26 protein-coding genes, 1 tRNA gene and 1 pseudogene are annotated in these 26420 nt (G+C 71.2%); 13 read left to right on the top strand and 15 right to left on the bottom strand.

All coding sequences use genetic code 11. The features are described 5' to 3' along the window. Nucleotides 1-105 precede the first annotated feature (105 nt). Nucleotides 106-1764, bottom strand: coding sequence for a diguanylate cyclase CdgB (gene cdgB / locus AB0N17_RS12085; protein WP_366011112.1), 1659 nt, complete (start codon nt 1762-1764; stop codon nt 106-108). A 392-nt stretch (nt 1765-2156) separates the two neighbouring features. Between cdgB and AB0N17_RS12080 the strand changes: the two genes are divergently transcribed. Next, the gene (locus AB0N17_RS12080; RefSeq protein ID WP_366011111.1) at nt 2157-2675 is read left to right on the top strand and encodes a flavin reductase family protein; all 519 of its coding nucleotides are present in this window, start codon (nt 2157-2159) and stop codon (nt 2673-2675) included. Between the two features lie 82 nt (nt 2676-2757). Next, nucleotides 2758-3216 (top strand): GNAT family N-acetyltransferase, encoded by a 459-nt coding sequence (locus AB0N17_RS12075; RefSeq protein WP_366011109.1) that lies wholly within the window; start codon nt 2758-2760, stop codon nt 3214-3216. Between the two features lie 107 nt (nt 3217-3323). Here AB0N17_RS12075 and AB0N17_RS12070 read toward each other — a convergent pair whose 3' ends face one another. Both AB0N17_RS12070 and arfB read right to left on the bottom strand, forming a co-directional pair. After that, entirely contained in the window at nt 3324-4163 is an 840-nt protein-coding gene (locus AB0N17_RS12070; protein WP_366011108.1) for a sigma-70 family RNA polymerase sigma factor, read from the bottom strand. Nucleotides 4164-4270: 107 nt separating this feature from the next. Continuing rightward, the gene (arfB, locus tag AB0N17_RS12065; protein WP_366011107.1) at nt 4271-4708 is read right to left on the bottom strand and encodes an alternative ribosome rescue aminoacyl-tRNA hydrolase ArfB; all 438 of its coding nucleotides are present in this window, start codon (nt 4706-4708) and stop codon (nt 4271-4273) included. 172 nt (nt 4709-4880) lie between these two features. On the opposite strand from arfB, the gene AB0N17_RS12060 reads away from it, so the two are divergent. Next, nucleotides 4881-5456 carry a TerD family protein gene (locus AB0N17_RS12060; RefSeq protein WP_366011106.1) on the top strand — a complete coding sequence of 192 codons (576 nt, stop codon included), beginning with the start codon at nt 4881-4883 and terminating at the stop codon, nt 5454-5456. A gap of 111 nt (nt 5457-5567) precedes the next feature. Then, the gene (locus tag AB0N17_RS12055; protein ID WP_366011105.1) at nt 5568-6098 is read left to right on the top strand and encodes a GNAT family N-acetyltransferase; all 531 of its coding nucleotides are present in this window, start codon (nt 5568-5570) and stop codon (nt 6096-6098) included. 80 nt (nt 6099-6178) lie between these two features. Here AB0N17_RS12055 and AB0N17_RS12050 read toward each other — a convergent pair whose 3' ends face one another. Next, nucleotides 6179-7564: a M1 family metallopeptidase gene (locus tag AB0N17_RS12050; protein ID WP_366011104.1), complete on the bottom strand. Its 1386-nt coding sequence runs from the start codon at nt 7562-7564 to the stop codon at nt 6179-6181. 53 nt (nt 7565-7617) lie between these two features. Between AB0N17_RS12050 and AB0N17_RS12045 the strand changes: the two genes are divergently transcribed. Continuing rightward, complete coding sequence (locus tag AB0N17_RS12045; RefSeq protein ID WP_366011103.1) at nt 7618-8118, top strand: hypothetical protein; 501 nt, start codon at nt 7618-7620, stop codon at nt 8116-8118. A 3-nt stretch (nt 8119-8121) separates the two neighbouring features. Here the strand turns inward: AB0N17_RS12045 and AB0N17_RS12040 are convergent, their stop codons facing one another. Next, a complete protein-coding gene (locus AB0N17_RS12040) occupies nt 8122-8844 on the bottom strand; it encodes a pentapeptide repeat-containing protein (RefSeq protein WP_366011101.1) in 723 nt (240 codons plus the stop codon). 148 nt (nt 8845-8992) lie between these two features. Here AB0N17_RS12040 and AB0N17_RS12035 point away from each other — a divergent pair, with 148 nt between their 5' ends. After that, on the top strand, nt 8993-9964 hold the full coding sequence (locus tag AB0N17_RS12035) for a zinc-binding dehydrogenase (protein WP_366011100.1): 972 nt from the start codon (nt 8993-8995) through the stop codon (nt 9962-9964). A 71-nt stretch (nt 9965-10035) separates the two neighbouring features. Here the strand turns inward: AB0N17_RS12035 and AB0N17_RS12030 are convergent, their stop codons facing one another. Then, nucleotides 10036-11442 carry an FAD-binding oxidoreductase gene (locus AB0N17_RS12030; RefSeq protein ID WP_366011099.1) on the bottom strand — a complete coding sequence of 469 codons (1407 nt, stop codon included), beginning with the start codon at nt 11440-11442 and terminating at the stop codon, nt 10036-10038. A gap of 10 nt (nt 11443-11452) precedes the next feature. After that, complete coding sequence (locus tag AB0N17_RS12025; protein WP_366011098.1) at nt 11453-12106, bottom strand: rhomboid-like protein; 654 nt, start codon at nt 12104-12106, stop codon at nt 11453-11455. Here AB0N17_RS12025 and AB0N17_RS12020 point away from each other — a divergent pair. Next, complete coding sequence (locus AB0N17_RS12020) at nt 12105-13016, top strand: aminoglycoside phosphotransferase family protein (RefSeq protein WP_366011097.1); 912 nt, start codon at nt 12105-12107, stop codon at nt 13014-13016. The genes AB0N17_RS12025 and AB0N17_RS12020 overlap by 2 nt on opposite strands. A gap of 34 nt (nt 13017-13050) precedes the next feature. Here the strand turns inward: AB0N17_RS12020 and AB0N17_RS12015 are convergent. Beyond that, nucleotides 13051-13129, bottom strand: a tRNA-Thr gene (locus AB0N17_RS12015). 175 nt (nt 13130-13304) lie between these two features. Between AB0N17_RS12015 and AB0N17_RS12010 the strand changes: the two are divergent. From AB0N17_RS12010 to AB0N17_RS11990, 5 genes and pseudogenes are all read left to right on the top strand, one after another. Further along, nucleotides 13305-13529: pseudogene (locus tag AB0N17_RS12010) on the top strand (helix-turn-helix domain-containing protein); the annotation flags it as partial. A 397-nt stretch (nt 13530-13926) separates the two neighbouring features. Beyond that, the gene (locus tag AB0N17_RS12005; RefSeq protein ID WP_366011096.1) at nt 13927-14637 is read left to right on the top strand and encodes an RNA-guided endonuclease TnpB family protein; all 711 of its coding nucleotides are present in this window, start codon (nt 13927-13929) and stop codon (nt 14635-14637) included. 353 nt (nt 14638-14990) lie between these two features. Further along, nucleotides 14991-16127 carry a sn-glycerol-3-phosphate ABC transporter ATP-binding protein UgpC gene (gene ugpC, locus AB0N17_RS12000; RefSeq protein ID WP_366011095.1) on the top strand — a complete coding sequence of 379 codons (1137 nt, stop codon included), beginning with the start codon at nt 14991-14993 and terminating at the stop codon, nt 16125-16127. A 213-nt stretch (nt 16128-16340) separates the two neighbouring features. After that, nucleotides 16341-16802: a hypothetical protein gene (locus tag AB0N17_RS11995; protein ID WP_366011094.1), complete on the top strand. Its 462-nt coding sequence runs from the start codon at nt 16341-16343 to the stop codon at nt 16800-16802. Between the two features lie 106 nt (nt 16803-16908). Next, on the top strand, nt 16909-17640 hold the full coding sequence (locus tag AB0N17_RS11990) for a nucleotidyltransferase family protein (protein WP_366011093.1): 732 nt from the start codon (nt 16909-16911) through the stop codon (nt 17638-17640). Nucleotides 17641-17812: 172 nt separating this feature from the next. Here the strand turns inward: AB0N17_RS11990 and AB0N17_RS11985 are convergent, their stop codons facing one another. The 7 genes from AB0N17_RS11985 to AB0N17_RS11955 all read right to left on the bottom strand — a co-directional run bounded on the left by AB0N17_RS11985 (nt 17813) and on the right by AB0N17_RS11955 (nt 24908). Further along, on the bottom strand, nt 17813-19504 hold the full coding sequence (locus tag AB0N17_RS11985) for a DoxX family membrane protein (protein ID WP_366011092.1): 1692 nt from the start codon (nt 19502-19504) through the stop codon (nt 17813-17815). Between the two features lie 128 nt (nt 19505-19632). After that, nucleotides 19633-20574 (bottom strand): 23S rRNA (guanosine(2251)-2'-O)-methyltransferase RlmB, encoded by a 942-nt coding sequence (gene rlmB / locus AB0N17_RS11980; protein WP_366011091.1) that lies wholly within the window; start codon nt 20572-20574, stop codon nt 19633-19635. Between the two features lie 87 nt (nt 20575-20661). After that, entirely contained in the window at nt 20662-22077 is a 1416-nt protein-coding gene (gene cysS, locus AB0N17_RS11975; protein ID WP_366011090.1) for a cysteine--tRNA ligase, read from the bottom strand. Nucleotides 22078-22371: 294 nt separating this feature from the next. Further along, nucleotides 22372-22776, bottom strand: a complete 405-nt coding sequence (locus tag AB0N17_RS11970) for a PPOX class F420-dependent oxidoreductase (protein WP_366011089.1) — start codon at nt 22774-22776, stop codon at nt 22372-22374. Nucleotides 22777-22903: 127 nt separating this feature from the next. Further along, nucleotides 22904-23398: a 2-C-methyl-D-erythritol 2,4-cyclodiphosphate synthase gene (ispF, locus tag AB0N17_RS11965; RefSeq protein ID WP_366011087.1), complete on the bottom strand. Its 495-nt coding sequence runs from the start codon at nt 23396-23398 to the stop codon at nt 22904-22906. Then, a complete protein-coding gene (gene ispD, locus AB0N17_RS11960; RefSeq protein WP_366011086.1) occupies nt 23388-24140 on the bottom strand; it encodes a 2-C-methyl-D-erythritol 4-phosphate cytidylyltransferase in 753 nt (250 codons plus the stop codon). Before ispD ends, ispF begins: the two co-directional genes overlap by 11 nt. 285 nt (nt 24141-24425) lie before the next feature. After that, a complete protein-coding gene (locus AB0N17_RS11955) occupies nt 24426-24908 on the bottom strand; it encodes a CarD family transcriptional regulator (RefSeq protein ID WP_003953493.1) in 483 nt (160 codons plus the stop codon). Between the two features lie 709 nt (nt 24909-25617). Between AB0N17_RS11955 and AB0N17_RS11950 the strand changes: the two genes are divergently transcribed. Next, nucleotides 25618-26295: a DUF461 domain-containing protein gene (locus tag AB0N17_RS11950; RefSeq protein WP_366011085.1), complete on the top strand. Its 678-nt coding sequence runs from the start codon at nt 25618-25620 to the stop codon at nt 26293-26295. The last annotated feature ends 125 nt before the right edge of the window (nt 26296-26420 follow it).

Here is a 26420-nt window from a genome sequence, read left to right as displayed (position 1 = left end):
TCAGCGGGTGCGGGTGGATGCGATACACGTCTGGAAGGGCGAGCCTACCCGGTCCGGTGGAGCCAAACGGGTGACTCGAATCGCATCAAGTCCCTGACCTGCGACTCATCCGGCGCGTCGATGCTGTTTGGGACGAGATCGTTTCTCTACGTACATCCGCTCGTCGGCTGACTTCAACACTTCGTCCGCCGTCATTCCGCAGTGTGCCCAGCCGATGCCGAAACTCGCGCCCACCCGGACGGCCCGCCCCTCGGCGCGGATCGGCTGGATGATCTCGTTGCGCAGCCGTACGGCGAGGTCCTGGGCGTCCGCCCGGCCGAGGCCGTCGGCGAGGATCACGAACTCGTCGCCGCCGAGCCGGGCGACCGTGTCGCCGTCGCGGACCTGGCGGGACAGCCGCCGGGCGACCTCGATGAGGACCGCGTCGCCCGCGTTGTGCCCGAACCGGTCGTTGATCGACTTGAAGCCGTCGAGGTCGCAGAAGAGGACCGCGAGCCCCTTGGTGCCGTCGTCACGGTCGTCCTCGGGGGCCGCGGTGTGCACATGGTGGTCGTAGCCGTCGTACGCCTCGCCCGTGCCCGGGGTGAAGTCGAAGCCGTGGCCGGCGGGGCCGTCGAAGGCGGGGTGGCCGTAGGCCGCGTCCAGGGACTCCAGGTCGCCGTGTTGGGCCGGGCGCCGGCACAGGCGGGCCGACAGCCGGGAGCGCAGCTCGGCGGAGTTCGGCAGGCCGGTCAGGGAGTCGTGCGAGGCGCGGTGGGCGAGCTGCAGCTCACGGCGCTTGCGCTCCTCTATGTCCTCGACGTGGGTGAGGAGGAAGCGGGGGCCGTCGGCGGCGTCGGCGACGACGGAGTTGCGCAGCGACACCCACACGTAGCTGCCGTCGCGGCGGCCGAGGCGCAGTTCCGCCCGGCCGCCCTCCGCCGAGGTCCGCAGCAGCGTGCCGATGTCCTCGGGGTGGACCAGGTCGGAGAAGGAGTAGCGGCGCATCGCGGAGGCCGGGCGGCCCAGCAGGCGGCACAGGGCGTCGTTGGTGCGCAGTATGCGGCCGTGCTGGTCGCCGCCCATCTCGGCGATGGCCATGCCGGAGGGGGCGTACTCGAACGCCTGCCGGAAGGATTCCTCGCTGGCGCGCAGCGCCTGCTGCTCGCGCTCCAGGCGGACCAGGGCACGCTGCATGTTGGCCCGCAGCCGGGCGTTGCTGATCGCGATGGCGGCCTGGAAGGCGTACATCTGCAGGGCCTCGCGGCCCCAGGCGCCGGGGCGGCGGCCGTTGCGCGGGCGGTCCACGGAGATGACCCCGAGCAGTTCGCCGGAGGAGCCGCCCGAGACGCCGGGCGTGTACATCGGCGCGAACAGGCGGTCGGAGGGGTGCCACTCGTCCTCGAAGCGGGGCGCCGGGCCGTCCGTGTACCACTGCGGGACGTCGTCGTCGTCGAGGACCCAGCCCTCGGTGTGCGGTATGAAGACGAGGTCGCCCCAGCGCTCGCCCATGGTCAGCCGCCGCTCCCAGGAGTCGCGGGAGCCGGCCCGGCCGGTGATCAGGGCCTCGGCGGCGGAGTTCCCGGAGAACGCGGCGACGACGAGGTCGCCGTCGGGGCGTACGAGGTTCACGCACGCCATCTCGTAGCCGAGGGCGTTCACCGCGCCGTCGGCCACGGTCTGCAGTGTGTCCGCCAGGCTGCGCGCCGTGTTCATGTCGGCCATGACCTGGTGCAGCTGCCGCAGGGACGCAAGGCGGACATACGGCTCCGACTCGGTCTCCATGCTCGCCCTCCCCCCGAGACCTCGCAGCGAATCAAGGGTTGTCTTCGGCGCTTCTTTACGCGGACTTCTCACGATGATGGTTCGGCGTCCCAGCCACTGAATCACAGCGCGCTGCCCACTCGGTACACAGGGTCAACGATTCCTGCCCCTTGTGACTCAAGTCACAGGAGAACGTGAACAATTGAGTGGAGTTCTTGCAATTGAGCTGTGCGCTTCCCGAACGCAGGCTTTGTGAGTGTGCGCACATCATGCACACACTGGTCCTCCGTTGGTCCTAGGACCCGGCTCGGGCGAAGGCCCGATGCCAGCCGCGCGAACCGGAGACTAGCGTTTCCGGCGTGCTGAAGACTCCCTCCCCCACCGCCGTAGCAGCTTCCGGGCATCCTGTGGGGGTGAGCAACGACGAGTTCCGGGCCGCGATGTCCCGGCTGGCCGCGGGCGTGGTCCTGGTCACCGCGCAGGAACCGCCGCTGGATCCGGACGACCCGACCGCGCCCGGCGTGGAGGACGTCGGCATGACCGCGACCGCCTTCATGTCGGTCTCCCTCGACCCGCCGCTGGTCCTGGTCAGCCTGCGTGAGGACTCCCGCATGGACGACCTGCTCGACGAGCAGCCCCTGTGGGCGGTGTCGGTCCTGACCGAGAGCCAGCGGCACATCGCCGGCCGCTTCGCCATGAAGGGCCGCATCAGCGACCGTCTGCTCTTCGAGGACATCCCCTACGTGCGCGGCGAGGTCACCGGCGCCCCGCTGGTGGGCGGCGCGCTGGCCACGCTGGAGTGCAGGACCGAGCAGCGCGTGAGGGCCGGGGACCACACCCTGGTCATCGGCCGCGTCCTGACCGCGAGCGTGCCGAGCGCCGAGGGCGGCCCGCTGCTCTACTTCCGCGGCCGCTACCGGCAGCTGGGCTGAGCCGTCAATTCGGCGGCCCCGGAATTCCGCGGCCGGGGAAATCCCGTGGCTCCCGGGAAACGCGCATGCCTAGGGTGCCGGGATGACACTCCGTCTGGAACACGTGACGCCCGCGAATTTCGACACCGCCGTCGCTATCCGCGTACACCCGAGCCAGGAACAGAACGTCGCCCCCGTCATCAAGTCCCTCGCCGAGGCGTACGTCCACCCCGCCGGGGTCGCCTGGCCCCGCCTCATCGTCGACGGCGACCGCGCGGTGGGCTTCCTGATGGCCTTCTTCGACATCGACTGGCACGGCGACGGCAGCGTGCACCGCTCGGGGCTGTGGCGCCTGAACATCTCGGCGGACGCCCAGGGCCGGGGGTACGGCAGGTTCGCCGTCGACGCCGTCGCCGCGGAGATCCGCCGGCGCGGCGGCAAGGAGCTGTACGTCAGCCGGCACCCCGGCCCGACCGGCCCCGGGGCGTTCTACCGCCGCCTCGGCTTCCGCACCACGGGCGAGGTCGACGCTGGGGAGACGGTGGGCGTGCTGGACCTGTGAGCCGCCCGGGGACGGCTCACCCAGGACCTCTCCTTCGGGCCGGACCGGGTTCCGCCGGCGCCGACCGGTCGGCCCCGCGCCGCCGGCAGGGCCCCGACGGAGCGGACCTAGGCCGCCTCCACCGTCATCCCGGCCAGCCGGGCCGGGTCGGTGACGATGTCGACGACCGAGATGCGCTCGGCGACGAAGGCGAAGGTCAGGACCCGCTCCAGGCGGCCGTCGACGTACACGGCCAGGCCGGTCGCGCCGTCCACCAGGGCCGGGGTCGCCACGCGCGCCAGCTGCGCGAAGCTCGTCGCCCCGGCGGCGACCCGGGCCGCGCCGCCGGTCGTGCCGGCCTCGCTGCGGGCCACCACGTCCGGGGCGAGCACCGCGAGCAGCCCCTCGAAGTCGCCGTCCCGCGCGGCGGCGAGGAAGGCGTCCACCACCTCCCGCTGCCGCGTCAGATCGGCCTCCGGCGCCTCGACGCCCCGCACCCGGCGCCGGGCCCGGCTGGCGAGCTGCCGCGCCGAGGCCGGGGTGCGGCCGAGGATGCCGCCGATCTCCTCGAAGGGCACCCCGAACAGATCGTGCAGCACGAACGCCAGCCGCTCGGCCGGCGAGAGCGTGTCGAGGACGACGAGCAGGGCCAGTCCGACCGAGTCGGCGAGCAGGGCGCTGTGCGCGGGGTCCGGATCGGCGGAGGGCGCCGGATGCCAGGTGTCCAGGGGCTGCTCGCCCCGGGAGCGGCGCGAGCGCAGCATGTCGAGGCAGACCCGGCCGACGACGGTCGTCAGCCAGCCGCCGAGGTTCTCCACTTCCCGGGTGTCGGACCGGCTCAGCCGGAACCACGCCTCCTGCACGGCGTCCTCGGCCTCGGTGGCGGAGCCCAGCATCCGGTAGGCGACGGCCCGCAGATGCCCGCGGTACGCCTCGAACCGCTCGGCGAGAAAGTCGTTGTCGGTCATCGCGGGTGCGGCCTCTCCGTCGTCTCCAGGTGCTCCTGCATCACCCTGACGTCACGGAACCCCCGGATGTGACAGGACGACCGGTCGGAACACGGTGAGCCGCCGGCCTAGCCCCAGTCCCGTCCCGAGCGGCCCCGCTTCGTCTCGGCGCGCTGCTTCTTCTCCCGCAGCCGGCGTTCGTTGATGCCCCGCGGGATGCGGGTCGCCTTGCGCGGCTTGGGCGGGGGCGCGGTGGCCTCGGCGAGGAGGGAGGCGAGGCGTACGGCGGCGGTCTCGCGGTTGCGCCACTGGGAGCGGTGCTCGGAGGCGCGGACGGTGACGACGCCGTCGACGAGCCGGCCGGCCAGCCGCTGCAACGCCCGCTCCTTCCACACCGGCGGGAACGCCTCGGTGCGGGCCAGGTCGAAGCGCAGCTCCACCTGCGAGTCGCTGGTGTTGACGTGCTGTCCGCCGGGCCCCGACGATCTGGAGAAACGCCACATCAGCTCGGCCTCGGGGAGCGAGACGGAGCCGCGGACGACATAGGGACCGGACATGCATTCCATCTTCCCGGCCCTGTCCGGTCCACGTCACCTGGATTTCCGGCTCGGCCGACTCGGTAAAAAAGGTAAAGGGATCCGGAACCGGCGGGACCCCCCTCGACGTTCTTCCCGGTGACGGTAGCTTCGTCGGCACACACCAGTTGTGCAGGGATATCTAGGGAAGGGACTCCCAACAATGGCTGTAAGCCTGTCCAAGGGTGGCAACGTCTCGCTCACCAAGGAGGCTCCGGGCCTGACCGCCGTCACCGTGGGCCTCGGCTGGGACGTCCGCACCACCACCGGCACGGACTTCGACCTGGACGCCTCGGCCATCGCGGTCAACGCCCAGGGCAAGGTCTACTCGGACGCCCACTTCGTCTTCTTCAACAACAAGCAGACCCCGGACAACTCGATCGTCCACACCGGTGACAACCGCACGGGCGAGGGCGCGGGCGACGACGAGGCGATCAACGTCAACCTGGCCGCGCTCCCGGCCGACATCGACAAGATCGTCTTTCCGGTCTCCATCTACGACGCCGAGAACCGCGGCCAGAACTTCGGCCAGGTCCGCAACGCGTACATCCGCATCGTCAACCAGGCCGGCGGCGCCGAGATCGCCCGCTACGACCTCTCCGAGGACGCGGCCACCGAGACGGCCATGGTCTTCGGCGAGCTGTACCGCAACGGCGCCGAGTGGAAGTTCCGCGCCGTGGGCCAGGGCTATGCCTCGGGCCTGGTGGGCATCGCCCAGGACTTCGGCGTGAACGTCTGACGGACGCCGCACCGGGCCCCGGCCGCCGTCCGACGGGACCGGCGGCCGTGCCCGCGCGGACGGGCGGATAACCGGAGGCCGCCCACAGCACCTCGGCGATAGCTTTCCCCCGTGCTTCTCGAGCCCCTCCCCGCCGGCCGGGACATCCCGGCCCCGCTGCTTACGGAACTCACCGCGCTGTACGCGTCCAACCACGAGTTCCACCGGATCAGCGGCGACTTCCCCGACCCGGACGACGTGCGGCCCGATCAGGTCGCGGCCACGCTGGCCGAGGACCTGGCCGTGCCGGGCGCCGAGGTACTGCTCGCCCGCGCGGGGGACGGGCGCCTCGTCGGGCTCGCGGTCACGCTCGCCCACCATCCCGACCCCGCCGACCCGGACCCGTGGATCGGGCTGCTGATGGTGGACGCGGCCGAGCACGGCAGGGGCTACGGCCGCACCCTCGCGGGCCTCGTCGAGGACCGTTTCCGCGCGCGGGGCCGCGAGGCCGTACGGCTCGCCGTCCTCGCCGGCAATCCCAGAGCCCTGGCCTTCTGGACGGCTCTCGGCCACCAGGTGATCGACCACCGCCCCGACCGCGCCCTGGGCCGCCCCTGCGCCGTGCTCCGCAAGGCACTGACGGGGGCGCCGCGGGCGCGGTGAGGAAGGACGGCCGAGGGGCGGTGAGGGCGTGCGGCCGGGGACGGTGAGGGCAGGCGGTCCGGGACGGTAAGGGCGGGCGGTCAGGGGTGGGACGGCTTGCGGTCTCCGTACAGCCAGTCCTTCCAGATCTCCGTGAAGTCCTTGTGCGGAGCCTTCTTCTCCACGAACGCCGTGAAGTCGGCGGTGCTCGCGCTGCCGTGCCGGCGGGCGGCGGCCCAGCCCTGGATGATGTCGTAGAACGTGTCGTCGCCGACCTTCTGCCGGATCTTCTGCAGGACCATCGCGCCGCGCTGGTAGACGGGGCTGTCGGAGATGTGGGCGGCGCTCGACGGCTTCGCGGGCGGGTAGGCCCATATCTCCTCGTGGTCGCCGTTGTAGTGGTCCATGAAGGTCTGCTGGGCGCTCTTGTCGCCGAAGTCCTCCTCGTACAGCCACTCCGCGTAGGTGGCGAAGCCCTCGTTGAGCCACATGTCCTGCCAGGACTTCGGGGTCACCGAGTCGCCGTACCACTCGTGGGCGAGCTCGTGCACCAGGGTGCCGATGTCCGGGGCGCCGGGGAAGAAGGGCCGGTTCTGGGTCTCCAGGGCGTATCCGGCGTCGTCGGGCCGGTCGATGATCACGCCGGTGGAGGAGAAGGGGTAGGGGCCGAAGTTGGTCTCCTCCCACTTGATGATCCCGGGGAGCTTCGCGAGCACCTTCGCGCCGGCCTTCGCCTGGGTCGGGTCGACGGCGGTGACGATCGGCAGCCCGTGCGGGCCGGTGCTGCGGGTGATGTCGAAGTGTCCGATGGCGACCGTGGCGAGGTAGCTCGCCATGGGCTGGGCCGTGTGCCAGCGGTAGGTCGTACGACCGCCCTTGCTGGAACGTTCCGTCAACTCACCGTTGGACACGGCCTGGAGGTCCTCGGGGACGGTGACCGCTACGTCGTACGTCGCCTTGTCGGAGGGGTGGTCGTTGCCCGGGAACCAGGCCATGGAGCCGACCGGTTCACCGAGGGCGAGGGCGCCGTCGGCGGTGGGCAGCCAGCCCTCCTCGGAGCCGTCGGGGTCGGTGAGGGTGCGCGGGGTGCCCGAGTAGCGGACGGTCGTACGGAAGGTCTCGCCCTTGCGGAGGTCGTCGTGCGGGCGGACGGTGAGTTCCTGACCGGCCCGGTTGAACAGGGCCTTCCTGCCCTCGACGGTCACCGAGTCGACGTGCAGCCCGGCGAGATCGAGGTCGAAGGCGGACAGGTCCTGGGTGGCGCGGGCGGTGATGACCGCGGTGCCGGTGAGACGGCGGCCGGCGGGGGTGTAGCCGAGGGTGAGGTCGTAGTGCCCGACGTCGTAACCGCCGTTGCCCGCCTTCGGGAAGTACGGGTCGCGTACGCCGGACCCGCCCGGGGTACCGTGCACACCGCCGCCGCAGGCGGTGACGGTGACGGCGAGGAGGGCCGCTGCGGCCGGGACAAGGCGCACGGATCTGGACATGTCAGTGATCTTATGTGCAGGGGTCCGCCCGCCGGCGTGACACCATCTCTCCCGTGCTCGACATCGGCTACGCCCTCTCCAACCGGTTCCCGGACCCTCCCCAGACCGACTACCGCCGCGCGGACGTCCACGCCCTACGGCACGACCTGTTCTGCGGAGACGTCTATCTCGCGGACACCAAGACGGACCGGGAGCTGTCCACAGCCTGGGGATGGGTGCCGGTGCTGGACTTCGCGTGGGCGCTGTGCGACATCGCGGAGCGGCTGGACCGGGATCCGCTGGGCTCCCGCGCGGCCCGGCCGCAACGGGCGGAGCTGGACTTCACCGAGTCCACCGACCGGATGCTGTTCGAGCGCCGCTTCGGCTGGGTGGACATCACCTCCGACTGGACGCCGGCCGAGGAGCCCCCGCTGCACTTCTCCCACACCGAACTCCGCCGCGAGGCCCGCGACTTCCTGCACGACCTGATCGCGGACCTCACCGACCTCCACGAGGACCTGGCCGACAACCCCGCGCTCTGGACCCTCCAGGCCCGCTTCCCCCGGGTGCCGTAGCCCCTACTCCACCCGGATGCCCAGGGCCGCCGCCAGCGCCGGCGCCAGATCCAGCAGCTGACCGGTGCTGATCACCGCACCGGAGAGCCGGTCCATCCCCCGGACGACCTCCAGGGGAGCGGCACCGCGCAGATCCACGTCCTTCAGCGTCGCACCGCCGAAGTCGGCCCCCTTCAGCGCGCAGTCGACGAACTCCACCCGCTCCAGGCGGGCGCCCGCGAAGTCGGGCTCGACCAGGACACAGGACTCGAAGACGACGTCCTTCAGGCGGGCCTCGCGCAGATTCAGGTAATCGATCTTGCCGCCGCGGATCACGACCCGCTCCAGCACCGCGCCGTGCAGCTGCGTACCGCCGAGGCGGGGGTCGATCAGCTCGACGTCGCGGAGCGTGGACTCCGCGAGATGCGTGCCGACGCCCCGCAGCCCGGTCAGGACCGAGTCCAGCACCCGGGCCCGGCCCAGCACCGTCTCGTCCACCACGCAGCCCGTCAGCGCACAGTCCATGAACCGGGCACCCGCGCCGTCCTGCCCGGACAGGTCCGCCGCCTTGAACTCCAGGCCGTCGTAGTCCCCGTCGGGCTCCAACTCCCCGTCGGCCCACGCCTCCAGGGCGGGCAGCCGCACCTCAGGCCGGCGCGCACCCTTCACCGCCGCGCGGCCCGCCGCCCCCGCCCCGTCCGCCGCCGCCCGCTCCGCGGCCCGGCCGCCCATCGCTCTCCTCGCCATGCCCCCATGCTGCACCCCGCCACTGACAATCCCCGCTGACCTGGGCGAACCCCGCGCACAGCCCGGCGACACCGGCGCCCCTTGACCTCAACCATGGTTGAGGTCAGAGGGTGGGACCGCCGAGACAGTCGTCCTCCCGGGGGTCCCCATGCACGCCGTCCGCCTGTACGCCTTCGGACCGGCCGAGAACCTGACCTACGAGCGCACCGACGACCCGGCGCCCGGCCCGGGCCAGGTGCGGATCACGGTCGCCGCGGCCGGGGTGCACCTGCTGGACGCGGCCCTGCGGGCCGGACACCGGGGCCCGGCGCCCGAACCGCCCGCCCTGCCGACCGTGCCGGGCCGCGAGGTCGCCGGGGTCGTCGACGCCCTCGGTGAGGGAGTGGACGACCGGTGGCTCGGCAGACGGGTCGTGGCCCACCTGGGCTTCGCCCCCGGCGGCTACGCGGAACTCGCCGTCACCGACGCCGACCGCCTGCACGAGATCCCGGAGAAACTGGGCTTCGCCGAAGCCGTCGCCATGATCGGCACGGGGCGCACGGCACTGGGGATCCTCGGGTTCGCCGAGCCGGGCCCGGACGACGTGGTGGTCGTACCCGCCGCGGCCGGCGGCATCGGCACCCTGCTCGTGCAGTACGCCAAGGCCACCGGAGCCCTGGTGGCCGGGCTCGCGGGCGGCCCGGACAAGACGGCCCGGGTCCGGGCCGAGGGCGCCGACCTCGCCGTCGACTACACCCGCCCCGACTGGCCCGCCGAGCTCCGCGCCCGGCTCGGCGACCGCCCCGCCACGCTCGTCTACGACGGCGTCGGCGGCGCGGTCGCCCGGGAGGCCGTCGCCCTGCTCGGGCCCGGCGGCCGGCACCTCGTCTTCGGCTGGTCGGCGGAGGGCATCGGGGAGGGACACGGCCACACGGTCGACGGCGTCTCCGAGAACGTCCTCGGCCCGGAGATGCTCCGCCGGGCCGGCGGCCTGCGCGCGCTCGAACTGCGGGCCCTCCACGAAGCCGCCCGGGGCCGGCTGCGGCCGGCCGTCACCCGCTTCCCCCTCGCCGAGGCCGCCACCGCACACCGGGCGCTGGAACACCGCGGCACGATCGGCAAGGTGGTCCTGGAACCCTGAGACACCCATCCCACCCTCCACCCCGGCGCCCTCCACACGTCCCGGCACGCGGGCGCCCCCCACCGCCCGGGTCAGTGCCGGCCCGCCACCCGGTCCGCCAGCCTGGCCAGACGGGAGGACTCCATGGCCGGATGGAGACGTTCACGCTGGTCGGCCGTGCGGTAGGTGGCGTACATGGCCTGGACACCCAGCCAGCGCAACGGCTCCGGCTCCCACTTGCGCACCTTGTGATTCACCCAGGGCAGCTCCGTCAGCTCGGTCCGACCGCCCTGCCCGGAATCCTGCTGCACCAGGTCACGCAGGGTGCGGGCCGCCAGATTGGTGGTGGCGACACCGGAACCGACGTAGCCACCCGCCCAGCCCAGGCCCGTGGAGCGGTCCAGAGTGACGGTCGCGCACCAGTCACGCGGCACACCGAGGACGCCCGACCAGGCGTGCTCCACCCGCACACCCGCCAGAGACGGGAAGAAACGGGTCAGGATCTCGTGCAAAGCCTCGACCGTCGCCCGCTGAGTACGGCCGTCGTTGTCGGTACGGGACCCGAAGCGGTACGGCACCCCGCGCCCGCCGAGCGCGATCCGCCCGTCGGCGGTGCGCTGCGCGTACATGTAGGCGTGCGCCATGTCGCCCAGCGTCTCCCGCCCGTCCCAGCCGATCGCCGCCCACTGCTCCTCCGTCAACGGCTCCGTGGCGATCATCGAGGAGTTCATGGGAAGCCAGGTGCGCCTCTGGCCCTTCAAAGACGCCGTGAAGCCCTCCGTACAGCGCAGGACATAGGGGGCCCGGACGGTGCCATAGGGGGTGACCGCGTGCTTCGGACGGACCTCCGTCACCGGGGTCGACTCGTGGATGGTGACGCCCAGCGCCTCCACCGCCGCCGCCAGCCCCTTGACCAGCTTCACCGGGTGCAGCCGGGCCCCGTGCGGAGTCCAGGTCGAACCGACCGCGTCCGCGACCCGGATCCGCCCGGCCGTCTCCCGGGCGCAGTACAGCTCCCGGTCCTTCTCGCCGTACGACAGCTCATGCTCGTGGAACGCCCTCAGCCGCGCCAGTTGAGCCGGTGTGGTCGCCACCTCCAGCACCCCACCCCGGTGCACATCCGCCTCGATGCCCTCCGCCTCGGCGACCGCGATCACCTCCGCCACGGTGTCGTTCATCGCCCCCTGCAGCCGCACCGCGGCCTCCCGGCCGTGCAGCCGCGCGTACCGGTCGCGCCCCGCGATCCCGTTGTACAGCCAGCCACCGTTGCGCCCGGAGGCGCCGTACCCGCAGAACTTCTGCTCCAGAACCGTGATCCGCAGGAAGGGGGCGGCCTTCTTCAGGTAATAGGCCGTCCACAGCCCCGTGAACCCACCGCCCACGATGACGACATCGGCCGACGCGTCCCCCGACAGCGGCTCCCGCACCACCGGAAGGCCGTCGTCCGCGTACCAGAAGGAAATGCCACCGTTGACGACACTGCTTGCCGAGCTGCTCATGGCCGGGACGTTAACCCCTGAGAGCGGCCAGTGTCTCCTTCGGATTCCATGCTTTTCCACGGCCCCGCGTCAACGGATAGCAGGCCAGCCCGATCAGCACCGAGGCGAAATGACCCAGGTCGGTGAAGGTCGGCCCCTCCGCCAGCGGCAGCCCGAAGACCAGCAGCACCACCAGCAGATACCCGTACCGCCACGGCGGCGCGAACCGGTACGTGAGCACCGCGACGACCCCGGCCAGCGCATAACTCACCCCGATGTCCAAGGTGTTCACCGCCGAGTGCGGCGCCATCCCGTCCCGGATCGCCCGCAGCAACGCCAGCTCACTGATCAGCGACGCCAACACGTGCGCCGGCACACACACCGCCAGCCAGCGGGCCGTACCCAGCCAGCGCTCGGCCTGCGCATGGAACACCGTGTACAGCAGGACGTACGGAAGCCAGTGACCGCCGTCGATCCACATCGCGCTCGCCACCAGCACCCGCACCGGGTTGCGCGACAGCTCGTGGATGTTGGTCGACCGCTGCCGCAGGAAGTGCTGCTCGAACTCCGGCGACATGTGGTGCAGGGCGACGGTCGTCATGAACAGAATCGCCAGCCACACGTACGTGCCGGGAGCACTGCGGACGTACGCCCACACCGCGCCCAGACCCCGGGACATTCGCATGAGCCGATTCACGCACGTCAGTATCGTCCGACCCGTGATTGACATCCCCGGGTCACTGGCCGAGGCGCAGCAGACGTTCAACGGCGCGGCGGGACGCGCCTTCATCGCCGGGCTGCCGGACCTCGCGGCCACCTTCCTCGACCGCTGGCGGCTCCGCCTCGACGGCCCCCCGATGAACGGCGTCAGCGCCCTGGCCCTGCCGGTCGTCCGCGCCGACGGCACCCGCGCCGCCCTCAAGCTCCAGCTGCGGGACGAGGAGAGCAAGGGCGAGCCGCTCGCACTGCGGACGTGGAACGGCGACGGGGCCGTACGGCTCCTGGACCACGACCCGGCCACCGGCACCATGCTCCTGGAACGCCTCCACTCCTCCCGGATGCTCACGGACATCGCCGACACCCGCGAGGCCGTCCTGACCGTCGCACGGCTGCTGGCCCGCCTGACATCCTTCCCGGCACCCCCCGGCCTGCGCCGGCTCGGCGACATCGCCGGAGCCATGCTGGAGCGGGCCCCGTGGGCGCTGAAGCGCATCCCCGACCCCGCCACCCGCCGCACGGTCGCCGACTGCGCCGCCGCCGTGCGCGAGGTCGCCGACGAGCCCGGGGACCGGCTGCTGCACTGGGACCTGCACTTCGAGAACGTCCTGGCCGCCGACCGCGCCGACTGGCTCGCCATCGACCCCGAACCGCTCGCCGGCGACCCCGGCTTCGAGCTGTGGCCCGCCCTGGACAACCGCTTCGAGGCGGCCGAGGTCCGCCGGCGCTTCGACGTGATGACCGAGGTGCTCGGCCTGGACCGGGAGCGAGCACGGGCATGGCCCCTGGGCCGCCTGCTGCAGAACGCCCTGTGGGACGCGGAGGACGACCGCCCGATCGAGGCCCGTCAGCTGGAGATCGCCCGCAGGCTGGCATGAAAAAGCCCAGGTGGGACTGGGTCCCACCTGGGTCTGGAGCCCCCTGTCGGATTCGAACCGACGACCTGCGCATTACAAGTGCGCTGCTCTCGACCGGGCTGAGCTAAGGAGGCACGCGCACCACGACGCCGTACGCGAAAGCGGCTCCACTGTACACAGCGCCCGTCTCCCCAGGCCACGAAGTTCCGCCGTCCACGCGACCCCAAATCTGCGCGTAACCATCCGTGCACCTGTTCGTTGATCGGTCTGACGTGCTGTTCCGAAGATCGGATCGTCGGGGGAGGGTCCATGGAGAAGGCTGCCGAGAAGCCGAAGCCGGTAGCAGTGCGGGGCGAGGAGGCCGAGCGCATCAAGCGCGAGGTCCTGGGCATCGGTGAACGCCACAAGCACCACACCCGCGAGGCGTCCAGGCTGCAGTCCCACGCCAAGGCCCCGGAGTCCCACCACCGCCTGTATCGGTTCCGCTTCTATCCGACCAAGGAGCAGGCCGAACAGCTGCAGCGGACCTTCGGTGCGTGCCGGTGGGTCTACAACGAAGGACTGGCCCTGCGCTCCGAGGCCTGGGAGCGGTATCGGGTGAATGTGGGGTTCGCGGAGACGTGTCGGGCTCTGACGGGCTGGAAGCGGGCGGAGGGGACGGCGTGGTTGAAGGAGGTTTCGTCGACCGTTCTGCAGCAGGCGCTTCGGCATTTAGATCAGGCGTTCGGCCGGTTCCTGAGGGGCGGGGCGAAGTATCCGAGGCGGAAGAAGAAGGGTCGGTCGCGGGATTCGGCGACCTATGTGCGTACGGGTTTCAAGTGGGTGGAGGATCCTGAGCGACCCGGTACGGGATTGATCACGCTGGCCAAGCAGTCGCAGCCGTTGGACATTCGCTGGTCGAGGGCGTTGCCTGCGGGGGTGGGTGGTGCCGGTGCGGTTGTCGGTGACGCGGGATCGGGCGGGCCGGTATTTCGTGTCGACACTGGTGGAGGAGCGGATTGCGCCGTTGCCTGTGGTGTTCGTTGCGGGGACGCGCGAGCCGAGGGCGGTGGGGCTGGATGTGGGGCTGGCGTCTTTGGTCACTCTGGACGACGGTACGAAGTTCGATCATCCGCGGTTGTTGAAGCGGTATGCGGAGAAGCTGGCGCGGTTGCAGCGGGAGCTGCACCGGAAGGTGAAGGGGTCGGAGAACCGGAAGAAGGTCAGACAGAAGATCGCGCGTCTGTACGCGCTGATCGGGGACGTGCGCAGGGACATGCTGGACAAGCTCACCACCCGCCTCGTGCGCGAGAACCAAGTGCTCGTGGTGGAGGATCTGTGTGTCGCGAACCTGACGCGTGCGGCCCGTGGCAAGGGGCGCCGCAGGAAGGCGAAGCTGAACCAGGCGATCTTCGACGCCAGCTGGGGTGAGCTGGTGCGGCTGCTGCGCTACAAGTGCGAGTGGTACGGGCGGCAGCTGGTGTTCGTGGACCGGTTCTTCCCCTCGACTCGGCGTTGTTCGGCGTGTCATGCCATGGGACCGAAGATGGACGTATCGGTCAGGACGTGGACGTGTGGCGAGTGCGGTGCGCTGCACGACCGGGATGTGAATGCGGCGGTGAACCTCCGGCAGGAGGGGTTGCGGTTGCTGGCCGCCGTGTAGGGGGTTGATGCGGTACGGACCGACGGGCCGTCGGCCGGAATGCCTGTGGAGTCCATGTAAGACCGGGCGGGCGCAGCCCTCAGGGCTGTGTGCGGTCGGCGGAGGGCGATGAAGCGGGAAGCCTTGGGCAGGGCCAAAAGTAAGCTGCTCTGCCCTGCGATGGGCGAGGCCACAAGGCGGTTGCTCGGCCCCGTTCGAAAATTTCCGCGAAGTTCACTACGGCCCGGCTACTGACAGAGCGAGTGAACGCCAGGTACCGTCTCGATCCAGTTCACACGTGTGGACTACACCAACCACCTTCCTACAACGGATCGTCCGGCACGTTCCTGCCGGTAGAAGGGGGCCCATTCACCATGGCCACTGTCACGTTCGACAAGGCGACCCGGATCTACCCGGGTTCCACCAAGCCCGCCGTCGACTCTCTCGAGATCGCGATCGAGGACGGCGAGTTCCTCGTCCTGGTCGGCCCGTCCGGCTGCGGTAAGTCCACCTCCCTGCGGATGCTCGCGGGCCTGGAGGACGTCAACGGCGGCGCCATCCGTATCGGTGACCGCGACGTCACGCACCTGCCGCCCAAGGACCGGGACATCGCCATGGTGTTCCAGAACTACGCGCTCTACCCGCACATGACGGTCGCCGACAACATGGGCTTCGCGCTCAAGATCGCCGGTGTCAACAAGGCGGAGATCCGGCAGAAGGTCGAGGAGGCCGCGAAGATCCTCGACCTCACGGAGTACCTGGACCGCAAGCCGAAGGCGCTCTCCGGCGGTCAGCGCCAGCGTGTCGCCATGGGCCGCGCGATCGTCCGTGAGCCGCAGGTCTTCCTCATGGACGAGCCGCTGTCCAACCTGGACGCCAAGCTCCGTGTCTCCACCCGTACGCAGATCGCGTCCCTGCAGCGCCGTCTCGGCATCACCACCGTCTACGTCACCCACGACCAGGTCGAGGCCATGACGATGGGCGACCGCGTGGCGGTCCTCAAGGACGGTCTGCTCCAGCAGGTCGACTCTCCGCGGAACATGTACGACAAGCCCGCGAACCTCTTCGTCGCCGGCTTCATCGGCTCCCCGGCCATGAACCTGGTCGAGGTCCCGATCACCGACGGCGGGGTGAAGTTCGGCAACAGCGTCGTCCCCGTCAACCGCGAGGCGCTGAAGGCCGCCGCCGACAAGGGTGACCGTACGGTGACGGTCGGCGTCCGTCCCGAGCACTTCGACGTGGTCGAGCTGGGTGGCGGTGCCGCCGCCTCCCTGACCAAGGACAGCGCGGACGCGCCGGCCGGTCTGGCGGTCTCCGTGAACGTCGTGGAGGAGCTGGGCGCCGACGGCTACGTCTACGGCAGCGCCGAGGTCGGCGACGAGCAGAAGGACCTGGTGGTCCGCGTCAACGGGCGTCAGGTCCCGGAGAAGGGCTCCACCCTGCACGTCGTGCCGCGGCCGGGCGAGACCCACGTGTTCTCGACCTCCACGGGTGAGCGGCTCTCCGACTGAGCAGCGCGTTCGCCGTGAGGTGAGGTGAGGTGAGGGGCCCCGCGGAGTGCCGCGGGGCCTTTCACGTGGTCGGACGCCGTCGCGATATACCCCGGCAGAGGGGTCATTCCGGGCGGGGCGCGTCAACCCCTTACCCAGAAAGAGGCGCGTTCTCATCCCCCGTAAGAGTGACTCATTGTCGCCATGTCACTACCGGGCGCTACCCTCACACGCGTGAAGCACTCCACCACCCCTCAGACGCGACGCGGCCACCGGGGCGGCCCTGCCCGCCGGATCGGCCGCACTCTCGCCCTCGTCCTGCCCGTCGTCCTGGTGCTCTCCGGGACCCTCGCGGTCACCCGGGTCAACTGGACGGGGAGCCCCTCCAGCTCGGTGCTGGCCGCCTCCGACGTCACCTCGGCGGAGGTCTCCTCCAAGGCGGTCTCCCACGCCCCGCAGGACGTGCTGCGCGACCGGCTGATGAACGAGCTGCAGAGCCAGAACCCGGGGGTGGTCCTGACCCACCTCCAGCAGGCCGTCAACGGGCACCCGTCGCTGGCCCGGCACTGCTCCTCCATCGCCCGCGCTCTCGGCCGCGCCGCGGTGCGCATCTACGGCGCCCCGCGCGCCCAGTCCTACGCCCGCCCGGTGTGTGACACGGCGTTCGCCTCGGGCGTCCTGGCCGCGCACAGCTGACGGCGGCCGTCGGCGGCCGTCGGCCGGCCGGGACGGCCGGCAGCGGCTCGCCGGGGAGCCTGTCGCCGGGGAAATCCCCGGCCGGGGCGCCGCGTACAGTTCGGGCATGACCGATCCGAGCGCCGCGTCGCGCCCCACTCAAGCCGTGATCCTGGCCGGTGGCCAGGGATCCCGGCTGCGTCCGTACACCGACGACCGGCCCAAGCCGATGGTCGAGATCCCCGGCACGGGCACCCCGATCATCGGCCACCAGCTGACCTGGCTCGCCGAGGAAGGCGTGACGGACGTGGTGGTCTCGTGCGGCCACCTCGCCGACGTCCTGCAGAAGTGGCTGGACTCGGCCGACCTGCCCGTCTCGGTCACCACCGTCGTGGAGACCGAGCCCCTCGGCCGCGGCGGCGGCCTCAAGTACGCCGCCGCGCATCTCCCGCGCCCCGACCGGCCCTGGTACGCCACCAACGGCGACATCTGGACCCGCTTCTCCCTGCGGGACATGGCCGACTTCCACACCGAGCGGGACGCCGTCGCCACGCTGGCGCTGGCGCGTCCGCGCATCCCCTGGGGCGCGGTGAAGACCGACGGGTTCGGGCACATCACCGACTTCATCGAGGCACCGCCGTCCACGTTCGAGATCAACGCGGGCGTGTACGTCTTCTCGCCGGAGTTCGCCGGGATGCTGCCCGAGCGGGGGGATCACGAGCGGACGACGTTTCCGGGGCTGGCCCGTGAGCGGAGGCTGTTCGGGTTCCCGATTCCGCAGGGGGCCTACTGGCGGGCGATCGACACCGCCAAGGACCTGACGGAGGCGGCGAAGGAGCTGGCCGCTCTGGGGCGGTAGCCGCTCTGGGGCGGTAGCCGCTCTGGGGCGGTAGCCGCTCTGGGGCGGTAGCCGCTCTGGGGCGGTAGCCGCTCTGGGGCGGTAGCCGTCTGGTCCGGGTGAGTACGGCCGTCTCATGCCGAGAGGGCCCCGCATCGATGTGATGCGGGGCCCTCTGCTGTCGTCAGGCTGGTTACCCGAGCAGCCCGCCCACCAGGCCCGGCTGGCCCGAGGAAGAGCTGCCGCCGGAGCTGCTGGTGCCGCCCGTCGAGGTGCCGCCGGAGCCGGCCGAGCCACCCGTGGTCGTCGGGCCCGCCGTGGTGCTCGGGGCGCCGCCCGTCGGGGCGGACTGGCGCGGCGGGATCTGACCCGTGGTGCCCTGGGTCTGGCTGGGGGTCGTGATCGTGCCGCCCGTCGTCCGGCCGGCGCCCGGAGTCGTCGCCGCGCCGGAGGGGCTCGCGCCGGCCGTGGCGCCGCCCGTCGGCGAGGTGGAGGCCGCCGGGGTCCTCTGGTGCCGCTTGCCGGGCTCCTGCGGGAGCGACGAGCCGGGCAGGTTGTTGCGGGGGGCCTCGCCGGGGCCGGGGACGACCACCCTGCTGGAGTCGCGGACGGCGCCGCCCAGCAGGGAGCCGGCGAGGAGGGTGACGCCGACGGTGATCGCCGTGAGCAGCGCGCCGCGGCGCAGCACGTAGCGGCGCAGTTCCCAGATGTCGGAGCGGGGGCCGAGGCGGCGCCAGGCGCCGGCCGCGAGCCGGCCGTCCACGGAGTAGACGGGAGCGCCGGCGATGATCAGCGGGGACCAGGCGGCCAGGTAGATGATGTCCGGGGCGTCGTAGGCGGGGACCGTCTTCCAGCTGACCGTGACGATCAGGGCGGCCGAGAGCAGGGCGCCGAGGACCGCGGCCACGCGCTGCCAGCAGCCGAGGACGGTCAGGACGCCGACGACGACCTGCAGGAAGGCGATGACCAGGCCGGAGCCGACCGGGTGGTGCAGGGCGAACTGGCGCAGCGGCTCGGCCACGTCCCACGGGTGCAGGGTGTTGAGCCACTTGACCATCGAGCCGCGCTTGCCGCCGTCGAAGTAGACGGGGTCGCACAGCTTGCCCATGCCGGCGTAGATGGAGATGAAGCCGAGGAAGATCCGCAGGGGCAGCAGGACGACGCCCAGGTTCATCCGGCGGCCGGGGTAGTAGGCGTGCCGGGCCGGGTCGTCGCCGTGTCGCCTGGCGGGGCGCGGGCTGTCGGGGTCGGACGGGTCGGCGTACTCGTCGTAGCCCTCGTACTCCTCGTACGGCTCGTACGGGTCCAAGTCGGCGCCGGGGTACGGGGGTTCGTCGTAGGCGCCGCTCACCGTGCGCATGTGCGGCAGGAGGCGGGTGCCGCCCTCGGCGTCGGACGCGGTGCGCTGGTGGCCGACGACGGGGGTCTCGACGGTCTGGTCGAACTGGTCGTAGGTGTCGGCGTAGCCGGTCTGGACGCGCGGGATGACCTGGGTGGCGCCGGCCTCGGGCTCCTCGGCGTGGCGGACGCTGCTGCCCCGCACGGCCTGGAGGAGCCGGTGGGCGCCGGTGTCGTCGGGGGCGGACTTGCCGCTCCACACGACGGGCCGGCGGCGGCCGGCGGTGGCCGACCGGCCCGCCGTGCCCATGACGGGCATCCGGCCGGGGTCCTGGGCGGCACTCAGATGCCGGGCGATCCGCGGGGATTGCGTCCGCCTCGCCGACGCGCCCAACTGCACGCGGAAGCTGGCGTGATTGACGATGACCTGCGCCGGATCGCTCGGCACCTTCACCATGCTCAGCGCGGGAGCGTCGTCGGGCCCGGACTGGAATCCCGACGAGCGGTCCCCCGTGGGTGTGCGGGGTGTTCTGGTGTCCACACTCATCTAACCGAGTGACGTGGAGTTAGGACACGTCTTTGACCGGGCGGATGTGTCCGGACCGCGTCAAAGCCACGCCGAACGGCACAGGAGCGCCTGAATTACCCCGCACGGGTGAAGTGCCGGACGCGTGTTCAGGCGCGTCGGCGCGCCGCCTCGTACAGCACGATGCCCGCCGCCACACCGGCGTTCAGCGACTCCGCGCCACCCGGCATCGCGATGCGCACCCGGTGGTCGCAGGTCTCGCCGACGAGGCGGGACAGGCCCTTGCCCTCGCTGCCGACCACGATGACGACCGGGCCGTCGAGGGCCTGCAGGTCGCTGAGTTCGACCTCGCCGTCCGCCGCGAGGCCGACGACCGTGATGCCGGCCTTCTTGTAGGCCTCCAGGGCGCGGGTGAGGTTGGTGGCCCGGGCGACCGGGGTGCGGGCGGCCGTACCGGCCGAGGTCTTCCAGGCGCCCGCGGTCATGCCGGCCGAGCGGCGCTCGGGGACGACCACGCCGTGGCCGCCGAAGGCGGAGACCGAGCGGACGACCGCGCCGAGGTTGCGCGGGTCGGTGACGCCGTCCAGGGCGACGATCAGCGGGTCCTCACCCTCGTCGGCGGCGGCGTCGGCGAGGTCCTCGGGGTGCGCGTACTCGTACGGCGGGACCTGCAGCACGAGGCCCTGGTGGTTCAGGCCGTTCGTCATGCGGTCCAGCTCGGGGCGCGGGGCCTCCATCAGGTTGATGCCACCGCGCTCGGCGGCGAGCTGGAGGGCCTCGCGGACGCGCTCGTCGTTGTCGATGAACTGCTGGACGTAGAGGGTCGAGGCGGGGACGCCCTCGCGGAGCGCCTCGACGACCGGGTTGCGGCCGACGACCAGCTCGGAGGTCGACTTGCCGCCGCGGCCGCGGACCGCGGGGCGGCGCGCGGCCTGCTTCGTCTTGGCGGTGGCGATGCGGTTCTTCTTGTGTCCCTTGCGCATCTCGGCGGGCGGGGTCGGGCCCTTGCCCTCCAGGCCCTTGCGCCGCTGGCCGCCACTGCCGACCTGCGCGCCCTTCTTGCCGGACATGCGGCGGTTGTTCGCGGCCATGACCTACCTGTTCTCTACGAAGGTGTGTGTACGTCTATGCAGTGTGCCGCCCGGGGGGCCGGGCGGCACAATCGATCAAGGGCCGGGCTACCGGGACCCGAGGGTCCAGCGCGGACCCTGCGGGCTGTCCTCGATCACCAGGCCGGACTGGGCCAGCTGGTCACGGATGGCGTCGGCGGTCGCCCAGTCCTTGCGGGCGCGGGCGGACTCGCGCTGGTCGAGGACGAGCCGGACGAGGCTGTCCACCACGCCGTGCGCGCTTTTGTTGAGCACGGTGTCGCCCTGGTCGGACGTGCCCGCCCACTGCTCGTCCAGCGGGTCGAGGCCGAGGACGCCGAGCATGGCCCGCACCTCGGCGAGCCGGGCCACCGCGGCCTCCTTGTCGTCGGCGGCCAGCGCGCTGTTGCCCTGCCGGACGGTGGTGTGCACGATCGCCAGGGCCTGCGGGACGCCGAGGTCGTCGTCCATCGCCTCGGCGAAGGCGGGCGGGACCTCGGCGGCCGGCTCGACGGTCTTCCCTGCCAGCTCGGTGACGCGCTGCACGAAGCCCTCGATGCGACCGAACGCGGACTCGGCCTCGCGCAGCGACTCCTCGCTGTACTCGATCATCGAGCGGTAGTGCGGGGTGCCCAGGTAGTAGCGCAGCACGATGGGGCGCCACTGCTTGACCATCTCGGACACCAGGACGCTGTTGCCGAGCGACTTGGACATCTTGTCGCCGGCGAGGGTGACCCAGGCGTTGTGCACCCAGTACCGGGCGAAGTCGTCGCCGTAGGCCTTGGCCTGGGCGATCTCGTTCTCGTGGTGGGGGAAGATCAGGTCGATGCCGCCGCCGTGGATGTCGAAGGCGGAGCCCAGGTACTTGTGCGCCATGGCGGAGCACTCCAGGTGCCAGCCGGGGCGGCCGGGGCCCCAGGGCGTCGGCCAGGTCGGCTCGCCGGGCTTGGCGGACTTCCACATGGCGAAGTCGCGCGGGTCCCGCTTGCCGGTCTCGCCCTCGGCGGAGGGCTGGAGCAGGTGGTCCAGCTCCTGCCGGGACAGTTCGAGGTACTGCGGGAGGGACCGTACGTCGAAGTAGACGTTGCCGTCGGCGGCGTAGGCGTGGCCGCGCTCGATGAGGCGCTGCATCATCTCGACCATCTCGGTGATGTGGCCGGTGGCGCGCGGCTCGTACGTCGGCGGCAGGCAGCCGAGGGCGGTGTAGCCGTCGTTGAAGGCCCGCTCGTTCTCGTACCCGATCGACCACCACGGCCGGCCCTGCTCGCGGGCCTTGGTGATGATCTTGTCGTCGATGTCCGTGACGTTCCTGATGAACGTCACCTCATAGCCGCGGTACTGGAACCAGCGGCGCATGATGTCGAAGTTCAGGCCGGAGCGGATGTGGCCGATGTGCGGGGCCGCCTGCACGGTGGCACCACACAGGTAGATCGAGACGCAACCCGGCTTGAGCGGGGCGAAGTCACGGATCTGCCGGGCGCTGGTGTCGTACAGGCGAATAGTCACGACTCCAGGGTAGTGGGCGCGGACCAGTGCCCGGTCACTTCACCCCGGGAATTCCCGGCCTCACAGTCCCCCGGCCACCAGCCCGCCCGCCCCGCCCTCACAGCCTCCCGACCACCTTCTGCGGCGTGATCCGCACGACCACCCGCTCGGCGTCCTGGGCGGAGGCAGTATTACGCCGTCCGACAGCGGGCTCCGCCCGCGGGCCGCGCACTTCCGGCCGACACCCGTCACCCCGAAGCCGCCCCCGAGGCCCGGACCGGCGCTCCGAAGACCACCCGGCCCGAGCCCCCGCCCTCACAGCCTCCCGACCACCTTCTGCGGCGTGATCCGCACGACCACCCGCTCGGCGTCCTGGGCGGAGGCAGGATTGAAGTCCGCGTACTTCTGGCCCGTGTACTTCTCGCTCAGTTCGTCGATGAGTTCCGGGGCACCCTGCGTCGTCAGCTCGGCGGTGCCGCGGATCTCCGCGTACTCGTAGGGCTCGTCGGGGTTCACGACGACGACCGTCACCCGGGGGTCGCGGTCCAGGTTCTTCTTCTTGCGGCGGTCGACCGTGGTGGAGAAGAGGAGCTGTTCGCCGTCCCGCTTCACCCACACCGGGGACATCTGTGTGCTGCCGTCGGGCTGGATGGTGCCGACGACGATGAACACCTTGCCGTCGAGCACGGACTTGAGCTGGTCGGACAGGGCGGCGGGCATGGGTACCTCCGGAAAGCCGTGGTCAGCGGTGACCCGTCGGTCACGGTCACGCTGCGGTGACTCTCCGGGTACCCTCGCACGCTCCCGGCTCACCCGCACCGCGAGCGCGGCCCGGGCGGCGGTCCGCTCAGCCGGTGCGGATCACCAGGGCCGTCGCCACCGCCATCAGGCCCTCCTCGCGGCCCGGGAAGCCGAGGCCGTCCGTCGTCGCGCCGGAGACCGAGACCGGGGCGCCGGCCGCCTCAGAGAGGATCTTCTGGGCCTCGTCCCGGCGCTTGCCGATCTTCGGGCGGGGTCCGATCACCTGGACGGCGACGTTGCCGACGGTGAAGCCGGCCTCGCGGACGATCCGGGCCGCCTCCGTGAGCAGGGTCACCCCGGAGGCGCCGGACCACTCGGGTCGGCCGGTGCCGAAGTGCTGCCCCAGGTCACCGAGGCCGGCGGCGGAGAAGAGGGCGTTGCAGGCCGCGTGGGCGACCACGTCGGCGTCCGAGTGACCGGCCAGCCCGGGGCCCTCGCCCTCCCACTTCAGGCCCGCGCACCACAGCTCGCGGCCCTCCTCAAAGGCGTGGATGTCGGTGCCGATCCCGACCTGGGGAAGCAGCGGTGCCTCAGAAGCCATCGTTGAGCCTCCTGCGGGCCAGGACCGCCTCGGCGAGGACGAGGTCGAGCGGGCGGGTGACCTTGAAGGCCTCCTCGTGGCCGGGGACGGCGACGACCGTCAGGCCCAGCTGCTCCACCATGCTCGCGTCGTCGGTGACGTTCTCGGTGACCGTCTCGTGCGCCCGGACCAGGGTCGCGCGGTCGAAGCCCTGGGGCGTCTGGACGGCTCGCAGGCGGGCCCGCTCGGGCGTGGCGACGACCGGCTCCGGGTCGCCGGCGGTGGCCGCGGGCTCGACCTCCTTGACCGTGTCGGCCAGCGGGAGCGCGGGGACGACCGCGGGCGCACCGTCGCGTACGGCCTCGATCACCGCGTCGACCGTGTCCACGGGGACGAGCGGGCGGGCGGCGTCGTGGACGAGGACGACGCCGTACTCCGGCGGCAGGGCGTCAAGGCCGAGCCGGACCGATTCCTGCCGGCTGTCCCCGCCGGGGACGACCAGGAAGTCGGTGCGGTCCGGCAGCGCGTGCGCGTCGAGCAGGGACTTGACCTCGGCGGCGCCGTCCGGCGGTGCCACGACGATCACCAGGGAGACGTGGCGGGACGCGGCGAGGGCGCGGACCGCGTGGATCAGCATGGGCGTGCCGTTCAGCGCGCGGAGCGCCTTGGGGGCGCCCGGACCGAGGCGTACGCCCCGGCCGGCGGCGGGAATCACGGCGGCGACGGGGTTCTGCGCGGGTGAAGGGCGCGATTCGTCAGACATCGGTTCCTGTCAGGTTTGTGTGCTCGACCTAGGTGGGTATGGCCTGGAGGAGTGCCGGGCGCGGCGCCTTGACCGGACCCTTTCCGTGACCCTGGTCGAGCCGACCGCCCGGGCCCGGCACCTCAAGTATCGGGGGGTTGATCCACCGGCTTCCCCGGGAAACACGCTGCGGGGACGAACATGCCGCAGCGCCCGGCGACAGGTCAGTGTCATCGGGCACCGCGGCATTTCATGTGCTGAGCTGTGCTGAGCGTGCCGGCAGCGAGGGATCGCCACCCGGGCGCGTCAGGAGGCGAGCACCTCGTCGAGCAGGGCCTCGGCCTTGTCCTCGTTCGTGTTCTCCGCGAGAGCCAGCTCGCTCACCAGGATCTGGCGGGCCTTGGCGAGCATGCGCTTCTCACCGGCGGAGAGTCCACGCTCGCGCTCGCGACGCCACAGGTCACGCACGACTTCCGCGACCTTGATGACATCGCCGGAGGCGAGCTTCTCCAGGTTTGCCTTGTAGCGACGAGACCAGTTCGTGGGCTCCTCGGCGTACGGCGCGCGCAGCACCTCGAAGACCCGGTCCAGCCCGTCCTGACCGACCACATCACGCACGCCGACGAACTCCGCATTGTCCGCTGGCACACGTACCGTCAGGTCACCCTGGGCGACCTTCAGCACCAAGTAGGTCTTGTCCACGCCTTTGATCTGGCGAGTTTCGATGGCCTCGATCAGCGCGGCCCCGTGATGGGGATAGACCACGGTGTCGCCAACCTTGAACGTCATGTGACAGGTACCCCTTCCGTGGCTATCCAGGGTAACACGGAAACCGACGGTTCTGAATGGCGTTTTCGCAGGTCAGGGCATATCTCGGGGCTTGACAACAGCAACAGGAACGTGCTGCGAGAGGCCTGCGGAACCGGGTATTCGCAGGTCGGAGGGGCTGTTCGGGCGGGGCGAAACGCGTACGTTACCGACCTCAGGAGCCTTCTCCAAGTGGACGAACGTCCCGGTTTGTCCGGTTCCAAGCGTACGACTTCCGCTACTCCGTTCGGTGACCGGAGGGGATGCGGGCCGAATCCGGAATTGATCAACAGCCGCCGGACGGGGTCCGTGATCTGGTCGTGATGCGGTCTGTGATGACGTCCCCGATGGGGCCCGTGTTCTGCTCCGTGTTCTGCTCCCCGATCCGCTCGCCGATGTGCTCCGTGATCTGCTCTCTGATCAATTCGAGAGTGGTCGCACATTCCTTCACGTAAATTTTGCGAGCAGTTATGTGAATGCCGGACGAGCCCCCCGGCAAAGCGACAGGAGGGGCACTTGTGACCCCAGGGGTGAAGGGCGGGCGGTACCCCCAGCTGGAGGGAAGCCGGTTGCTTGGGGGAGGGTCGGGTGCGGCGGCGGTGGAACGGCTCGGTAACCTGAGGCCGCTGACAGACACTTAGGGCGGCTTTATTAGGGGAGCCGCCCGTGCGTTCAAGGAGTTGCCGCCGCCGTGAGCAGCAGCCTTCGACGCGGCGCCCTCGCCGCCTCCGCCATCGTCTTCTCGATCGCCTCGCTCGCCGCCTGTGGCGCCGGCAACAACTCGCAGACCCTGGAGGTCAAGCCGGACAACGCGGCTACCAGCGTCGGGGTCATCAAGGTCCAGAACGCCACGATCATCACGCAGCCCGACCTGAAGTCCACCGGTCCGGCCGTGATCTCCGCGACGGTGTTCAACTCGGACACGCACCCGCAGACGCTGCAGTCCATCGCCATCCCGGGGAGCAGCGCGACCGTCAAGCTGACGCCCGCGAAGGGCCAGAGCCTGACGGTCCCGGCGAACGGCTCCCTGACCCTCGGCGGCAAGGACAACGCCTCCGCCGAGATCCCCAACGGCCGTGAGTCCGTCCAGGACGGCAACGCCCAGAAGATCACGTTCACCTTCAGCAAGACCGGTGACGTGAGCCTGGAGGCCTTCGTGGTGCCAGCGACCAGCTACTTCGACAAGTGGGGTCCGAGCCAGATCCCGTCCGGCCCGGCGACGGCCTCCCCGGCCCCGGGGGCGTCCGCCTCCGGCAGCGGCAAGCCCGCTAAGCGCGGCAAGGCGACCCCGTCGAGCTCCGCGAGCAACACGGCGAACACGGGCGCGACCCCGAGCGACTCGGCCTCGCAGTCGGCCCTCGGCAACTGAGCAGCCGTACACACGACGAAGGGCGGCACCCCGGCCGGCGAAGGCCTGGTCCGTCAGCACCCGGGTCAGCGCACCGCACAGGGCCGCCCGATCGCCCGGTGCCACCAGCAGCCCGTTCTCCTCGT

Source organism: Streptomyces sp. NPDC051133, assembly GCF_040682635.1.
In the GTDB taxonomy this organism is placed as follows: domain Bacteria; phylum Actinomycetota; class Actinomycetes; order Streptomycetales; family Streptomycetaceae; genus Streptomyces.
The sequence above is the reverse complement of the archived record's forward strand: the minus strand, read 5'-3'. Positions and strand labels throughout refer to the sequence as shown.

Excerpts from the sequence above, each read along its gene's own strand:
- AB0N17_RS12060 (WP_366011106.1), top strand. The coding sequence starts at position 4,881 with ATGGCTGTAAGCCTGTCCAAGGGTGGCAACGTCTCGCTCACCAAGGAG.
- AB0N17_RS12040 (WP_366011101.1), bottom strand. The coding sequence starts at position 8,844 with ATGGCGAGGAGAGCGATGGGCGGCCGGGCCGCGGAGCGGGCGGCGGCG.
- AB0N17_RS11955 (WP_003953493.1), bottom strand. The coding sequence starts at position 24,908 with ATGACGTTCAAGGTTGGCGACACCGTGGTCTATCCCCATCACGGGGCC.
- arfB (WP_366011107.1), bottom strand. The coding sequence starts at position 4,708 with ATGGAATGCATGTCCGGTCCCTATGTCGTCCGCGGCTCCGTCTCGCTC.
- AB0N17_RS12070 (WP_366011108.1), bottom strand. The coding sequence starts at position 4,163 with ATGACCGACAACGACTTTCTCGCCGAGCGGTTCGAGGCGTACCGCGGG.
- AB0N17_RS11990 (WP_366011093.1), top strand. The coding sequence starts at position 16,909 with ATGACCGATCCGAGCGCCGCGTCGCGCCCCACTCAAGCCGTGATCCTG.
- ispD (WP_366011086.1), bottom strand. The coding sequence starts at position 24,140 with ATGTCTGACGAATCGCGCCCTTCACCCGCGCAGAACCCCGTCGCCGCC.
- AB0N17_RS11970 (WP_366011089.1), bottom strand. The coding sequence starts at position 22,776 with ATGCCCGCCGCCCTGTCCGACCAGCTCAAGTCCGTGCTCGACGGCAAG.
- ugpC (WP_366011095.1), top strand. The coding sequence starts at position 14,991 with ATGGCCACTGTCACGTTCGACAAGGCGACCCGGATCTACCCGGGTTCC.
- AB0N17_RS12025 (WP_366011098.1), bottom strand. The coding sequence starts at position 12,106 with ATGCGAATGTCCCGGGGTCTGGGCGCGGTGTGGGCGTACGTCCGCAGT.
- AB0N17_RS11985 (WP_366011092.1), bottom strand. The coding sequence starts at position 19,504 with ATGAGTGTGGACACCAGAACACCCCGCACACCCACGGGGGACCGCTCG.
- AB0N17_RS12050 (WP_366011104.1), bottom strand. The coding sequence starts at position 7,564 with ATGTCCAGATCCGTGCGCCTTGTCCCGGCCGCAGCGGCCCTCCTCGCC.
- ispF (WP_366011087.1), bottom strand. The coding sequence starts at position 23,398 with ATGGCTTCTGAGGCACCGCTGCTTCCCCAGGTCGGGATCGGCACCGAC.
- AB0N17_RS12020 (WP_366011097.1), top strand. The coding sequence starts at position 12,105 with ATGAGCCGATTCACGCACGTCAGTATCGTCCGACCCGTGATTGACATC.
- AB0N17_RS12075 (WP_366011109.1), top strand. The coding sequence starts at position 2,758 with ATGACACTCCGTCTGGAACACGTGACGCCCGCGAATTTCGACACCGCC.
- cdgB (WP_366011112.1), bottom strand. The coding sequence starts at position 1,764 with ATGGAGACCGAGTCGGAGCCGTATGTCCGCCTTGCGTCCCTGCGGCAG.
- rlmB (WP_366011091.1), bottom strand. The coding sequence starts at position 20,574 with ATGGCCGCGAACAACCGCCGCATGTCCGGCAAGAAGGGCGCGCAGGTC.
- AB0N17_RS12030 (WP_366011099.1), bottom strand. The coding sequence starts at position 11,442 with ATGAGCAGCTCGGCAAGCAGTGTCGTCAACGGTGGCATTTCCTTCTGG.
- AB0N17_RS12035 (WP_366011100.1), top strand. The coding sequence starts at position 8,993 with ATGCACGCCGTCCGCCTGTACGCCTTCGGACCGGCCGAGAACCTGACC.